The organism is Marinomonas sp. THO17, assembly GCF_040436405.1.
Taxonomy (GTDB): Bacteria; Pseudomonadota; Gammaproteobacteria; order Pseudomonadales; family Marinomonadaceae; genus Marinomonas.
This window is the reverse complement of sequence record NZ_AP031575.1, coordinates 1906649-1921440: the sequence shown is the minus strand read 5'-3', so window position 1 is coordinate 1921440 and position 14792 is coordinate 1906649. Positions and strand designations below refer to the sequence as shown.

The window sequence follows — 14792 nt, the reverse complement described above, 5'->3', positions numbered from 1 at the left end:
CAATTCGATGTTAGAATTCTACCTAATGTTTGGATTACTGAAAAACGATCAATATTCATGATGACTTCAATATTTGACTTTATATCGACTAATGCGCTGATTTTGATCACTGCTTTGTTGTTGGATCGATTATTGGGAGAGCCAAAAACTTGGCACCCATTGATCTGGTTTGGCCGTTGGGTGGATCTGGTACGCACCTATACGGTTGTGCCCCTTACTTCTCAACCTGTAAAACAAAATCGCGCTGGTGCTTTGGCTTGGTGTCTGGCAATTATGCCTTGGTTGGTCTTGCTGTGGGCTTTGTATGCCGTGTTACCTGCTTGGCTAGACAATACCTTGTCGGTGGTGCTGGTGTATTTTGCCATTGGTTGGCAAAGTCTAAGAGAGCACGCTCAAGTTGTGTCTGAGCCTTTAATGAGACGAAAAAAATCAAACCCCATCGAAGATGACAGGGCTCTGCAACAGGCACGCGAAGCGGTTGGGCATATTGTCAGTCGAGATACACAAAATTTGTCCGCCGATGAGGTAGCCAAAGCTAGTATAGAATCGGTTTTAGAGAATGGTAACGATGCCATTTTTGCTCCCATTTTCTGGTTCATTGTGGCAGGTGTGCCTGGGCTATTTGTGTATCGTTTAGCGAATACCTTGGACGCTATGTGGGGCTATAAGAATGAAACCTTCCAACATTATGGTTGGTTCGCCGCACGAGCTGACGATGTATTGAATTATTTGCCAGCGCGTTTGGTGGTTTACACCTATGGGGCTTGCGGTGAGTGGTCAGCGGCATTGCGCAGTGCAAGACGACCCTCAGCCAGTTGGAAAAGCCCTAATGCAGGACCTGTGATGGCTGCAGGTGCAGGGGCGCTTGGTATAGCGCTTGGCGGCAAAGCACCTTATTTCGGTCAAGTACAAGAAAGACCGATTTTGGGAGAAGGTCGATCCCCTCAGTCTGAAGATATTGCAAAAGCTGTCGAGCTGGTGGACAGAAGCCTTTATTTGTGGGGATTGGTGATATGTCTGCTATTTTAGGGGCGACTAACTTGAATGCGCCAAGTTTGTCTCATGGTGGTGATATAGAAGCTTGGCAGAGACAACAAATCGAAGCGCAAAATTGGTTGGATTTGTCCTCTGCTTGTAATCGTGAGCCTTGGCCAATTCCTAATCTCAAGCCGGAATTATGGCTGGCGCTGCCGGATCAAACGGCCTTGTCTGAAACGGCGGCACATTATTACGGTGTGCATCCAACCGCGATCACCTCTGGTAGCCAGCAGATTATCGAAGCCTTGCCGATATTAAAGCGTGAAGCTCTCAAAATCGAAAATAAGCGAGTATATGTGCCACACATTGGCTATCAAGAACATGCTTTTGCTTGGCAAAAGTGGGGTTATGAGGTGATCTATTACCAGCAAACTAGTCAATTATTAAACGCTTCTTGGGCAGTGGCTGTATTGATTCAACCTAATAATCCATCGGCAGAATGGACGGATCAGACTTTGCTAGATTCGCTTATTCAGCGAGCAGAACAACAAGGTGCTTGGTTGGTCGTGGATGAAGCTTTTGTTGATGTTGAGCCCGAGCAAAGTGTGCTGAAGAAATTTAAGCAAGAAAGCTGGCCAATGGGCTTATTTGTGATGCGATCTGTCGGCAAGTTTTTCGGCTTGGCAGGCGCACGGGTTGGTTTTGTTTTTAGTCATGCGCAATGGCAGCAGAGTATCAATAATTTGATCGGCCCTTGGCCTGTATCAACGGCGAGTTTGCACCTAGTGAGTTTGGCATTGCAGGATACCGTTTGGCAAGGTTCAGCCAGAAAGCAGTTACTGGCACGACAAGCGGCCTTTATAGAAAAAGTATTGCCTAAATTCAATACCATTTTTGACTCACAAGATTACGTTTTGCACCCTTTGTTTACTACTTGGCAATTGGTTGATCAGTGTTATGCTGAGCAAGTTTTTGCCATGCTGCATCAGGTCGGGGTACACACTCGTTTAGGAGAAGGCTGGATTCGAGTTGCCATGCCGGCTATGACAGAATTAGCGGAGTTAAATAATTCCTTGGTTCGTTTATTAAAAGGGGCAGGAGGTCGAGAGTTAGCATGAAACACTTAGTCATAGGTGGGGTGCGCAGTGGCAAAAGCGCATTCGCTCAACAATTGGTTGCTGAGTACCATAAACCTGTTTGTTATGTTGCCACATCGCAGGTTTTGGATGACGAAATGGCACAGCGAGTCGCTCGGCATAAAGACAACCGTCCTTCAGATTGGCAGCTGATTGAAGAACCCATTGAACTGGCTCGTGTGCTGAATGAATTAAGTGGAACAAATAAAGCTGTCATTGTTGAATGCCTTAGTTTGTGGTTGAGTAACCTGTTGTGCTTGGAAAACCAAGACACTTTTACAGAGCAACATGCGTCATTAATGAAAGCAGTTGAAGGCTTTAAAGGGGATTTGATCATGGTGTCCAGTGAGGTAGGTATGGGTATTATGCCAATGAACGCCTTAGCCAGACGCTTTGGCGATGAAGCAGGTTTATTAAATCAAGCTTTGGTGAAATTGACCGACCGGGTAACTTTTGTTGCAGCCGGATTGCCAATGCCGTTAAAATAGCCAGCCTTCCAGCACCTTGAAATCGCCCTTATCCAAATGCTGCTTATCCAAAGCAGTTTGCGTTAAGGCAATCTATTTTTGAGATGGTTCTGAATTTAACGAATAACTGTAGAAAAGCATAGGAGCCTTGATGACCCCATATTCAAAAGATTTTCCTGTTTCTTGGGAAGAGTTGCACCGAAATGCACGTGCTTTGTCTTGGCGATTGCTTGAGCAAGGTCCTTGGAAAGGTATTATTGCTATTACCCGTGGTGGTCTAGTACCCGCTGCTATCTTATGTCGTGAAATGGATATTCGCCTGATTGATACTATCTGCATCATTAGCTATAGCGCTGAAGAAGAGGGTGGTGCGGCGACGAAACAAGGTAACCTTAATGTATTAAAAGGTGTGGAAGGCGACGGTGAAGGCTTTATATTGATCGATGACTTGGTGGATACTGGCCGTACCGCTGCAAAAGTTCGTGAAATGTTACCAAAAGCTCATTTTGCTACTATTTATGCTAAACCTGCAGGTAAGCCTCTGGTGGATACCTTTATCACGGAAGTCAGCCAAGATACTTGGATTCGCTTTCCGTGGGATATGGAATACACCTTCTCAACGCCTTTGGCCGATCGCCAGTCAAGATAATACTTTTCTACCCTTCTGATTTTTCTAGAAAAACACGAGAAATTTGCAATTTTACACAAATTTCTCGTATTTCTTACCGCATTATAGTCTACATTTAAATGTGCTTTATCAGAAAAAGTGACGAACACAATTTGTCGTTTTTAACCTGCTTTATCACTCTTACAGGAATTTCATATGAGTATTAGGTTAATGAAAGTCGCCTTGGTCGCTTTATTGTCAGTATTGGCAGTATCTGCTTGGGCAGAAGGTTCGGTAGCAAGAGCACAGTTTGCAACGGATGTGGTGGACCGCGAACCCATTGATGATATTGGTGATGTGGTAAAAGTAGAATACGGTGCTATTCAGCGCGTGTATTTTTTTACGGATTTGCGTGGCATGTCAGGCAGTAAAGTAGTACATCATTGGAAACTCGATGGTGATGAAATGGCTGATGTCAGTTTTGAAATTGGTGGTGACCGTTGGCGTGTCTGGTCAAGTAAGCGTTTAATGCCAGGTTTTGACGGCACATGGAGCGTCGACATAGTACAAGATGGTGTTGTGATTGAATCCCATTCCTTTGCTTATGTGGATGAAGAATAATGCTTTGGCTGAAGAAGCTATCACAAAACCCTTATAAAGAATTGTCTTCAACACAGAATTTTGATCTTTCCCCTGAAAACCTATTCATGACTTTATGAATAGGTTTTTCTTTATATGGTGATTTTCTACTAACCCTGTTGAAAGGGATAAATGCTGCCTAAGCTAAGTAACTGTGTCAGTTCATCCAACGCGGTTCTACTTTCCGTCAAAAGTTGTGGGTCTGCTAAGTCCGTTTCCACTAAACGATCTCGATAGTGCTTATCCACCCAGAAGTTGAGACGTTCAAACTGTTGGTCATTCATCCAAATGTTAGAGTTTACGGCTTGCCTTTCAGTTGCGGTTAAGGCTACTCGAAGGCGTAAGCAAGCTGGCCCTCCGCCATTGCTCATACTTTGTTTCAAATCAAACACTTCTACCTGATTGATCGGTGCAGAAGACGTGGTAAGCTCTTGTAAATATTGCCAAACCGCTGGGGTTTGTTGGCACTCTGCCGGTACAATCAGCACCATGTCATTATCACCACGGCTCAATAGTTGGCTGTTAAATAAATAGGACTCTATACAATCCTGAACCGATACAGCTTGGTTCGGGACTTCAATAAAATGCAATGGTGAAGTGCGATCACCCCATGCCTTGAGCAAGTCTTGTTGCATCTTGTGATTATCTAAAAAGGCTTCTTGATGGTAAAAGTGAGCGTTACGATTGCCAACGGCAATAACATCATTGTGAAACACACCAGCATCAATTACCTCAGGGTTTTGCTGAGCAAACACCACTTGCGATTCTGCTAGACCATGACGACGCACAATCGCTTGTGACGCCTCTAGGGTATGGCGGGCAGGAAAGCGGCTTGGTCTTGGCATTGATGAGTTAAATGCTTCCATACCGTAAACAAAAAACTCCACGCCAGCTGTATCGTATTGCTCGCAAAATCGGCTGTGATTCGCAGCCCCTTCGTCACCAAAATGCTCGACGCTTGGCAAAGCTTCATGGTGGGTAAAATACTCAGGATCTGCAAAACTAGCGCGTAAAATGGCTGCTGTGGTTTCATGTTCAATAGAACGATGGAACTTGTTGACCAAATTGGCTGTACTAAAATGCAATTTACCATCTTTGGTATCGGCACTAGGAGAAACCGTGGCCGCATTTGCTGTCCACATACAAGAAGCTGAACTCACTGCGGTCAATAGTTTGGGAGCTTGCTTGGTCACTTTCGCCAAGATTTGCGCGTCTGTGCCTATAAAGCCTAATTTGCGAAGTGTTGGCAAATGCGGGCGCTCATGAGGCGCTAAGATACCTTGCGCAAAGCCCATATCGGCCAAGGCTTTCATTTTTGCCAAGCCTTGTTTGGCAGCAGCTTTAGGATTGGATGCCTGTGCTGAGTTTTTCAAGGAAGCGACATTACCAAAAGACAAGCCACTGTAGTTGTGTGTTGGGCCAACTAAACCATCGAAGTTGGCTTCGCATGCTGAGTTCATAATGACCTTTTTTCCTTTATTTGTAGACAGCTGTAGGACTATAGAGGGTTCTAGAGCAACAAAGAGTTAAATTAAAGTGTTAAGCCAGGAGCCACAGATTCAGGCATGGTTAGCGTATCGACTTCGATACTGGCGACTGGGTAAGCACAATAGTCAGCCGCGTAGTAAGCGCTTGCTCTGTGGTTGCCACTGGCACCTGTGCCACCAAACGGCGCGGCACTGGAAGCACCTGTTGTCTGTCGGTTCCAGTTAATAATGCCAGCGCGACTATGTTGCAAGAAACCTTCGTATTCTTGTCTATCGTCAGACAAAATGCCCGCCGATAAACCAAACTGAGTATGATTGGCAATCTTCATGGCTTGTGTTAAATCATCGTATCGAATGACAGTCAGCAAAGGGCCAAAGTATTCTTGATCGGGTAACCTGTTTTGAATTTGAGTCGCCTCGACAATAGCAGGACTAACAAAGCCGCTGTCACTGACACCACGAGTCATAGCAACCAAAGGTTGTGCACCTAATTCTACTAGTGTTTGATAAGCTTGCATTAAGCCGTCTGCCGCTTGTGCTGACACCAATGGCCCAATGAAAGGTTGTGGTTCGGCATCAAAACGATCCACTCGAATGGTTTTGGTCGCATCAATCAGCTTTGCTAGGACGCGATCACCTAATTCCCCGTGAGGAAGTAACAGACGGCGGGCACAGGTACAGCGTTGACCTGTTGAAATAAAGGCAGATTGAATGATTTCGTGTACGGCTGCGGTTTCATCTGACACCTTATTGGAAACGATTAGTGGGTTGTTGCCGCCCATTTCCAAAGCCAGAATCTTCCCTGGATGGCCGGCAAACTCTTTATGCAGCAAGTGACCAACTTGTGGGCTACCGGTAAAAAACAGGCCATCAATTCCCATATGGTTTGCCAGAGCAATGCCGGTCTCTTTTTCTCCTTGAACTAAGTTGAGCACACCGTTTGGAATGCCCGCTTGTTGCCAAAGTTGCAAGACTAAATCAGAGGTCGCTGGTGTCTGCTCACTGGGTTTGAAAACCACCGTATTACCGGCAATCAATGCCGGAATAATATGACCATTGGGTAAGTGACCAGGGAAGTTATAAGGGCCGAACACGGCCACCACGCCATGTGGACGATGACGTAACACGGCTTTGGCACCCGCTATGTCGTTTTCTTTGTGTCCGGTTCTTTCTTCATAGGCCTGTTTGGAGATCGCGAATTTACCAATCATGGCGGCGACTTCGGTACGAGTTTCCCACAATGGCTTACCGGTTTCTCGGCTGATGATACGCGCCAGTTGTTCAGTGTTTTGCTTTAGCAAGGCCACAAAGTCTTCGATGATGTTTAGGCGTTCGCTCAATGGACGGTTTGCCCAGCTTGGGAAGGCTTCTCGAGCGGCTTCAACGGCCAAATCCACTTGCTGAACAGAGGCTGCATTGGCTTGCCAGACAAGGCTGGCATCACTGGGGTCGATGGAAGCAAAGGGATGACCTTCACCCGTTTGCCATTGACCATTAATGTAATGAGCTTGTTTCATATCGCCTCCTAAGGGTTATTCGGTTGTGGATCGGCAGATAATTCAACGATGCGAACCTGATCATGGCCAGTTAAACAAAGTGCATCGGCTTCTTCTTGAGTCAATTGGATTGGCTCTTTGCGGGAGACTTGACGTTGCACCAATATACAACGGAAATGGCTGATTTTGGTATTGGCAACTAAGAAACTAATGTCGTCCTCTTGCGACTCAATGGATTCTGAAATCACCACCTCTTTGAGGCGACTATCGCGTACCGCTCGTATGTCTTGCACGCGTGCCTCTAAGCTTGGGCCGCCATCAAAAATGTCCACGTAATTTTCATAGCGGAAGCCTTCTTTTTCCAATAAACGACGTGCTGGCAGAGTGTTTTTGTGAACTTCGCCCAATACCGCGCGAGCTTCAGCGGGCAACAGGTTAACGTACACAGGGTTGTTGGGCATCAATTCGGCAATGAACTGTTTATTACCTTGCGCTGTTAGTTCGTCAGCTTGTTTGAAATCGATCGAGAAGAAATGACGGCCTAAAGATTCCCAGAAAGGCGAAGTGCCATTCTCATCACTGACGCCGCGCATTTCCGCGAAGATTTTTTCCGTAAAACGCTCAGGGAATTGCGCCATAAACATAAAACGTGATTTAGATAACAACTGACCGTTCTTAGAGTGTCGATAGCCTTCTTCTAAAAATAAAGTGCAGATTTCGCTGCAGCCAGTGAAGTCGTTATTGAGTATCAAGGTAGGAATAGCATTATGAACATTCAATTCACGAGACGCGTGAGTAATGGTGCCTAGATGGTAACTGTAAAATGGCTCGTCCAAGCCTACTGTGGCCAACATGCCACAGGTGCCAACGATTTGTCCTATTGCTGTGTCTTCTAAGACCATCAGGTAGTCTTCATTGGTTGGTTTAGTGATGTCTTGTTTTGCAAAAGAGGTTATTGCACGAGCAATTTTCTTTTCCAACATAGCCTCGTCTGTGACCAGAGACGTAAAACCGATACCGGTTAGTTGGGTCAATCGATACAGTTGTTGTAAATCTTCTGATTGAATAGGGCGAATGACCATCATGGGCGGTGTCCTCTTACATACTTCTTACGTTGATCATGTGTTTTAAATCAAACTTGTTAGGTATTGCATTGTCGACGTTTACACTGACATTTCAGCCCATTGAATGCGACTACCAACCTTAATGCCTAATTGTTCTAGGGTGTCATAATTTACTCCAAGGCCTGCTGATTGTGGCTCGGCAGGAGCACAGATAACGCGAAATTGTGCTAAATGTCCTGTAGCAATCAAGTATTGTTGCGCCTGTGCTGCGGTATTGATGTTGAGTACTTTACCGGCCTTATGTTTGGTGACTGTATTCAGCTGGTGTGTTTGTGCTTCCACACTGGGACCTGCATCAAATATGTCCACGTAGCCACGAAATTCAAAGCCTTCAGCCAGTAATATGTCCGCACTTTGGCTGGATTCTTCATGTACAACGCCAATGGCTTCCTGGGCCGCATCAGGCAAGGTGGGAACATAAATGGGATAACGTGGCATGAGGTCGGCAATAAAATGCTTATTGCTGACGCCAGAAAGGTAATCAGCTTTTTTAAAATCCATGCTGAAAAAATGCTTTCCTAATGCTTCCCAAAAAGGCGAATGCCCCTGTTTATCACTGTCTCCGCGGAGTTCTGCAAAGACCTTTTTAGTAAAACGCTCAGGGTAGCGGGCCATGAAAAGTAAACGTGCCTTGGACAGTAAGGAAACTGCCAGTGGGTTTTGATGCGCTTTATCAACAACTAGGGCAATTAGGCGACTCGTGCCATTGTAGTCATGGCATAGAAACAAAGCTGGGATACGATTATGAATTTGCAATTGAGGTGAAGCATGCACCACTTCATCAATCCGATAACTATAAAAAGGTGTATCGGTACCTACCATGGCATCGATACCACAACAGCCGACCACCTTATTTCGGCTGGTATCTACTAGCACAAACAAGTAGGATTCATCTCCCGGCTGGCTGATGTCTGCTTGCAGTGAGCGTTTTGACGTCGCAATCTTGTCATTTAGGCGATCTCGATTGGCCGGTAGGTTAGTAAAACCTATACCAGCTTGCTTGGCAATGCGTTCCAAGGCGGGGAGATCTGCGAAGTCAGCGGGGCGAACAAGATACATTGGGCAACCTAATTGTTTTTGATAAGGGAATTATTACCTACTTCCCTGAACTTGGTAAGTTTGCTTTTTTCGTATTTGCGACTTGGATTTCCAATATTTGGCTATTTGGGGTCGTATTTTGGTAATAAAGAGGTGTTTTCATGGTGAAGTCAGGCGTTTATCAACATTATAAAGGCGCTGAGTATTGGGTTGAGCGCGTGGTAAAACACAGTGAGACAGAAGAAGAGTTGGTGGTGTATCAGGCTTTGTATGGTGAGTTTGGCTGGTGGGCAAGACCAAAAGAGATGTTTTCAGAAAGTGTTGAGGTGAACGGCGAAGTCATTCCGCGTTTTGAGTGGATTCGCAGCACTCGCAACGCGAAATAGTTTAGTTGGCATTACCATTTTAGACCGAAGTAACTATAAGTAGAAGTAACTATAAGTAGAAGTAACTAGGTTGGGGGATGCATCCAAGGAGATTCACGCATAAAGGTGATGATTTTTTCCCTAAGCCAACGGTGCGCCAAGTCGTTATTGAACCTTTCATGCCAACAAATGTGAATGGGATGACGACCATTGTATTCATCCAGTTCAATTACTTCATCTGGAATTTCAACCAATTTGACAGGATAGAAATTACTTTTTTCACCCATTACTTGCAAAAATAAATCTCCGATGGAACGGGAAGTTACAAGAGCCAAACCTCTTTTCACTGCTTGCATAGCGACCATAAGACTATCTGTCTCTAGTGATGCGCGTATATTATGGCCGCGTTGTTTTAATTTTTGCTCGGTTTTGGTAAAAGAATTTTTATGATCACTGCGTAAATGATGTGTCACCACTTTATGTTCTAAAAGCTCAGATACCGTCACTTTATTTTGTTGGTAAAGAGGGTGAGCTTCGCTCAAAATAATGCAGGAATCTAGGTAACCTATTAGTTTGCTTCGAACGTTGTTGGGCGTATCACTGACACGCATGATACCAATGTCAGCGTTACCTGAGGTAATCTCTTCGAAATGCGATTCCCCCCATGAACTGATCGACAAACATACTTGTGGTGCTTCGTATTGCATTGACGCCAATAGAGGTTCAATAAAATTTTCTAGATCACCCTCATCAACCCGTAGTTTGAAACGTCTGTCTAAGGTTTTCAGATTCAATGAGCTAGGGCTCATTAAATCCGATAAGGAGTCAAGAATGGGTTGAATAGCGTCGTGTAGTTCCGTTGCTCTGGCCGTTGGCGTCAAACCATAAGCTTGTCGAGTAAACAAGGTGTCTTTGAACAACTCACGTAGCCTTTGCAGACTTTTGCTTAACGCGGGTTGAGTGACACCCAGTTGTTCGGCGGCACGTGATACGCTGCCTTCTTTCATTATGGTGACGAAAGCGACGAGCAACTTAATATCCAGTTTTAAGATTTCGTCTAAATGCATAATTTACTCACAAAGTTAAGGATCATCGAGCTTAGCATCAACGGGCCAAACTCGATGATGAACGAAATAGCTCTACTTGAAGTCCTTATGAAAACGGTATTTCACTCGGAACAGTATGGCGTAGAACACAGGTACTGCAATCAGAGTCAGAATGGTTGCAAAGCCCAGACCAAAGGAAATGACCACCGCCATGCCTTCAAAGAAGTCATCGAATAAGAGTGGAATCATGCCTAAGATAGTAGTGATGGCTGCCATACAAACTGGGCGCACACGACTGACCGCAGAGTTAAAGATGGCCTCATAGGTTTCTGTGCCTTGATCTAACTCATAATTAATCTGGTCGGCCAATACGATACCGTTTTTCACTATCATTCCAGACAAACTTAAGAAGCCCAAGAGTGCCATGAAGCTGAAGGCAGAGTTCATGAGCAATAGACCAGTTGATACGCCGATCAAGGCCAAAGGGACACAGAACCAAATGGTCAATGGTACACGTACTGAGTTAAACAGCAGAATGGTAATGATAAACATAAACATATAACCCATTGGTAAGGCTTTAAAAATGTTAGCCTGAGCATCGGTACTGTTTTCGTATTCACCGCCCCATTCGAGACTGTAACCTGGAGGTAGTTTAATAGCTTCAATGGCGTCCTTGGTACGGTTGAAGATTGCCATAGCGGTATCATTGCCGAGGATTTTCGGGTCGGCCATCACTGTGATGGTGCGTTTACGATCACGACGTTCGATGATGGGATCTTCCCATACAGTTTCAAATCCTGATACCAAGGTGGATAAGGTCACATAAGAGCCAGATGCCGGGCTGTAGATTTGCAGATCGCGTATCTGATCAATCGACATGCTTTCGTTTTCTGGCGCTTTACGAACAATTGGTAACAAGTCAGTACCTTCGCGGTACAAGCCAATTTGTGACCCTGTGAAGTTGGTGAGTAACACTTCGTCCAGTTCAGTTTTGCTGATGCCTAAGCGACGAGCCTGTGCATCATTGAAAATAGGACGTAATACTTTCACCGGCTGGCGCCAATCGTCTTTTATGCTTTCTAAGCCACCATCAGCACGATAAATGTCTTGAATCTTAGTACTGATTTGACGCAAGACTTTTGGATCTGGACCGCTAATACGAGTTTCCAATTTCGCGCCGCTGGCGGGCCCTAATTGCAAACGTTGCAGTTTCACTTCCAGTTCCGGGTACTCTTCCTGCATTTTGACATACAGGTCTTTAAGCAAGCCAGGAATATCTTCTTTGGTTTTTGTACGTATAATGAATTGAGCGTAACTTGAGTTGGTTTGCTCAGCATTATAAGTCAGCATGAAGCGTAATGCGCCTCGTCCCGTGGTCGATGCGACAAACTCAATACGATCATCTTTAAGAAGATTTTGTTCTATTTCTTGGACTTTTTCATAAGTGCTGTCAATGTGCGTGCCTTCCGGTAGTTGAATGTCCATGTAGAACATTGGCGTAGTAGAAGGTGGGAAGAAAGCTTGCTTTACAAACTGAAATGCCCAGCCTGCAGTGAGCAAACTACCAACCAAAAGCAACACGGTTACCCAGCGATAATGCATGGCTTTATCTAAAAAGAACTTATAACCAGTGAAGATAAAGCCTTGATAGGGGTCGTTTGCCTCAGTGTTTTGATCCTTGTTGTCCATGTCACCTTGTGCGATTTTCTCTTTGAAGAATAAATCACAGAAGAAAGGCGTTAAAGTGACGGCCGTGATCCAACTAAGGAGTAACGAAATCAACAAGACGTAGAACAAAGAACCAACAAACTCGCCTACTGAGTCTGGTGACAAACCTATAGGAGCAAAGGCGGTGATAGCAATAATGGTCGCGCCTAACAGCGGCCACTTGGTTTGTTTGACAACATTGCTAGCGGCTTGCAACTTAGTTTTACCCCGTTGCATACCAATTAACACGCCTTCGGTCACCACGATGGCGTTATCCACCAACATACCGAGAGCAATGATTAAACCACCTAGGGAAATCCTTTGTAAATTGATCTGGAAATAATCCATCACAATGAAGGTGCCCAAAATGGTTAGCAATAGGATAATACCGATCAAAATACCAGAGCGAATCCCCATGAAAACCAAGAGTACCAAGATAACAATACCAACGGCTTCAACTAGGTTTAGTAGGAAATTAGCAACGGAGCGATCTACTTCTTTTGATTGGAAGTAAATGGGATCCATGCTGATACCAACAGGCTGTTGATACTCAAGTTCTCCAATACGTTGCTCTAGTCGCTCACCTACTTTTACCACATTGACGTTTTTAGAGAAGGACACGCCAAGCAATAGGGATTTAGCGCCATTAAAATCGACAATATGCGTTTTAGGTTCAACATATTCACGTTTGATCGTGGCAATATCTTTTAAACGAATGAGGTTGCCGTCGATTGGTGTACCTACGATCAGGTTTTCCAATTCAGAAATGTCTTTAAATTCGCCTGTTGGACTAATGCGAATGTATTCGCTGCCGACTTTGACGCTACCCGCATTGGAGACACTGTTTTGGTTTGCTAGTAAAGTTTGTAATTGGCTAGGTGCAATGCCCATATTGGCCATTTTAGAGCGAGAAATCTCAATGGCAATTTGCTCGTCTTGTTCACCTGCGACCGTTACTTTGGCGACACCGTCTACTAGAACCAACTCACGCTTTACATAATCCACGTAGTTTTCTAGATCTTTATATGGATAGCCTTTACCATGAATGGCCAGCATGACGCCGTATACGTCACCAAAGTCATCCAACACCATAGGCGTATTGACACCTGAAGGGAAGGTGCCTGAAATGTCACGAATTTTCTTCCGTACTTCGTCCCAAATCTGTTTCAACTGCTCGGCACGGTAAGTGTCTTTGATGGTAAGTTGTACTTTCGAGTAACCCGCTTTGGATGTCGACACAATTTTATCGACGTAAGGTAGATTTTGCAGTTCACGCTCGATTGGATAGGTCACTTCTTCTTCTACTTGTTCAGGAGAAGCGCCAGGATAGGTAGTGATGATCAAAGAATCTTTGATGGTAAATTCAGGGTCTTCAAGCTGACCAAGGTTGGTAAAAGCTACGATACCACCAACCAGTAGGATAAGTGTTACCATCCAACTGGTGACTTTGCGTTTTATAAAATAAGCAGCAATATCCATTATAAGCCTCGCTCACGTGTCCATGGGCGAACTTCCATGCCTTCTGTCAGACTATGAATGCCTGCAGCAACAACTTGTTCACCAGGCGAGATGCCATTAATGATTTCCACTTGCGTGCCTTCTAACGCGCCTAACTCAACCATACGGGAGGACACTTTATTTGAATCTGGATTAAACACCCAGACAGTGCTGTTTGATTCCCCAGTGTCGATATTTTCGTGACGCATTACGGCTTCTACTGGAACTGTGATATGTCTTTTCGTGCCTAATAAAATACTGACATCAATGTCCACATTGGCTGTCATACCTGGTAACAAAGTGTGATGATTGTTATCACCGCGAATCAAGTGCATGGTGACTTTATAAGCCATGGTTGTCGAATTTGGCGAGGTGTTATGCTCTTTATAAGCAGCAGAGAATACTTCGTTAGGGGCAACATCGACAATAACCCGTGGGCGGTAGTTGGAATGGGTACCTTTGATACTAACCACAAGACTCTCTGGCACTTCGAAATCCACGTCTAATTGGTCGATGTTTTGAATGTGCATCAAAGCTTGAGCTGCGCTTACGTATTGGTAGTTTTCGGTATCAACAGTGGCAATAACACCGTCAAATGGTGCATATACCTTAGTATATTTAAGCTGATTGCGCGCTGTTTGTAGGGCGTTATTGGCTTGATCCAAGTTGGCTTTACTGGAGTCGTATTCTGCTTTGGTGGTAGCGTTTTGCTTAAATATCGCTTGGATTCGTTTGAATTGAGCGTCTGCTAAACGTTGGTTGGCTTGTGCTAACTCTACTTCCAATTTGAAATCTGTTGGATCCAAGGTCGCTAGTAAATCGCCTTTTTTGACTCGTTGACCAGCAATCACATTCAGCGTTTGTAATTGTCCACCAACACGGAAAGCAATGTCAGCTTCTTCGCTAGCTTGTAGCTCAGCGGGGAAACGTCGAATGTTAATAGCGTCTGTTGATTGAATAGTCAGCAGTTTAACGGGACGGATAATATCTTTCTCCGCAGCGGTTTCTTCAGTGCTTTCAGGTGAACAAGCGGTCAGCAATAGCGAAGTCGCTAGGGTGATGCCCATCATTAAATTAAGTCGCTTGGCGCGTATCATTGGTGGCTCCGTCAATAAATTGAAAGATGTTAGATGAATCTATTTTATATCTCTGTAAAGGCGATATAAATTTTTAAATATATATTAAAGATATATCACCTAGGGAAT

Annotated in this window: 13 protein-coding genes; 6 read left to right on the top strand and 7 right to left on the bottom strand. The window is 44.7% G+C overall.

Going from position 1 to position 14792, the window contains the following annotated elements:
* Positions 1-57: 57 nt before the first annotated feature.
* From cbiB to ABXS85_RS09160, 5 genes are all read left to right on the top strand, one after another.
* Positions 58-1029 carry an adenosylcobinamide-phosphate synthase CbiB gene (cbiB, locus tag ABXS85_RS09180; RefSeq protein ID WP_353669714.1) on the top strand — a complete coding sequence of 324 codons (972 nt, stop codon included), beginning with the start codon at positions 58-60 and terminating at the stop codon, positions 1027-1029.
* Entirely contained in the window at positions 1014-2096 is a 1083-nt protein-coding gene (locus tag ABXS85_RS09175; RefSeq protein ID WP_353669713.1) for an aminotransferase class I/II-fold pyridoxal phosphate-dependent enzyme, read from the top strand. The genes cbiB and ABXS85_RS09175 overlap by 16 nt, the downstream gene beginning before the upstream one ends.
* Positions 2093-2602, top strand: a complete 510-nt coding sequence (gene cobU / locus ABXS85_RS09170) for a bifunctional adenosylcobinamide kinase/adenosylcobinamide-phosphate guanylyltransferase (protein WP_353669712.1) — start codon at positions 2093-2095, stop codon at positions 2600-2602. The genes ABXS85_RS09175 and cobU overlap by 4 nt, the downstream gene beginning before the upstream one ends.
* A 130-nt stretch (positions 2603-2732) precedes the next feature.
* The gene (gene gpt / locus ABXS85_RS09165; protein ID WP_353669711.1) at positions 2733-3230 is read left to right on the top strand and encodes a xanthine phosphoribosyltransferase; all 498 of its coding nucleotides are present in this window, start codon (positions 2733-2735) and stop codon (positions 3228-3230) included.
* Between the two features lie 174 nt (positions 3231-3404).
* Complete coding sequence (locus ABXS85_RS09160; RefSeq protein ID WP_353669710.1) at positions 3405-3809, top strand: DUF2914 domain-containing protein; 405 nt, start codon at positions 3405-3407, stop codon at positions 3807-3809.
* A gap of 128 nt (positions 3810-3937) precedes the next feature.
* On the opposite strand, the gene astB is transcribed toward ABXS85_RS09160, so the two are convergent.
* The 4 genes from astB to ABXS85_RS09140 form a co-directional block, all read right to left on the bottom strand.
* A complete protein-coding gene (gene astB, locus ABXS85_RS09155; RefSeq protein WP_353669709.1) occupies positions 3938-5287 on the bottom strand; it encodes an N-succinylarginine dihydrolase in 1350 nt (449 codons plus the stop codon).
* A 71-nt stretch (positions 5288-5358) separates the two neighbouring features.
* A complete protein-coding gene (astD, locus tag ABXS85_RS09150; RefSeq protein WP_353669708.1) occupies positions 5359-6831 on the bottom strand; it encodes a succinylglutamate-semialdehyde dehydrogenase in 1473 nt (490 codons plus the stop codon).
* Positions 6832-6839: 8 nt separating this feature from the next.
* On the bottom strand, positions 6840-7895 hold the full coding sequence (astA, locus tag ABXS85_RS09145; RefSeq protein WP_353669707.1) for an arginine N-succinyltransferase: 1056 nt from the start codon (positions 7893-7895) through the stop codon (positions 6840-6842).
* 78 nt (positions 7896-7973) lie between these two features.
* Positions 7974-8993, bottom strand: coding sequence for an arginine N-succinyltransferase (locus ABXS85_RS09140; RefSeq protein WP_353669706.1), 1020 nt, complete (start codon positions 8991-8993; stop codon positions 7974-7976).
* A 140-nt stretch (positions 8994-9133) separates the two neighbouring features.
* Between ABXS85_RS09140 and ABXS85_RS09135 the strand changes: the two genes are divergently transcribed.
* Positions 9134-9358: a DUF1653 domain-containing protein gene (locus ABXS85_RS09135; protein ID WP_353669705.1), complete on the top strand. Its 225-nt coding sequence runs from the start codon at positions 9134-9136 to the stop codon at positions 9356-9358.
* Positions 9359-9423: 65 nt separating this feature from the next.
* On the opposite strand, the gene ABXS85_RS09130 is transcribed toward ABXS85_RS09135, so the two are convergent.
* The 3 genes from ABXS85_RS09130 to ABXS85_RS09120 form a co-directional block, all read right to left on the bottom strand.
* Positions 9424-10404, bottom strand: coding sequence for a LysR family transcriptional regulator (locus ABXS85_RS09130; protein WP_353669704.1), 981 nt, complete (start codon positions 10402-10404; stop codon positions 9424-9426).
* Between the two features lie 72 nt (positions 10405-10476).
* Positions 10477-13569 (bottom strand): efflux RND transporter permease subunit, encoded by a 3093-nt coding sequence (locus ABXS85_RS09125; protein ID WP_353669703.1) that lies wholly within the window; start codon positions 13567-13569, stop codon positions 10477-10479.
* Positions 13569-14684: an efflux RND transporter periplasmic adaptor subunit gene (locus tag ABXS85_RS09120; RefSeq protein ID WP_353669702.1), complete on the bottom strand. Its 1116-nt coding sequence runs from the start codon at positions 14682-14684 to the stop codon at positions 13569-13571. Before ABXS85_RS09120 ends, ABXS85_RS09125 begins: the two co-directional genes overlap by 1 nt.
* Positions 14685-14792: the final 108 nt, after the last annotated feature.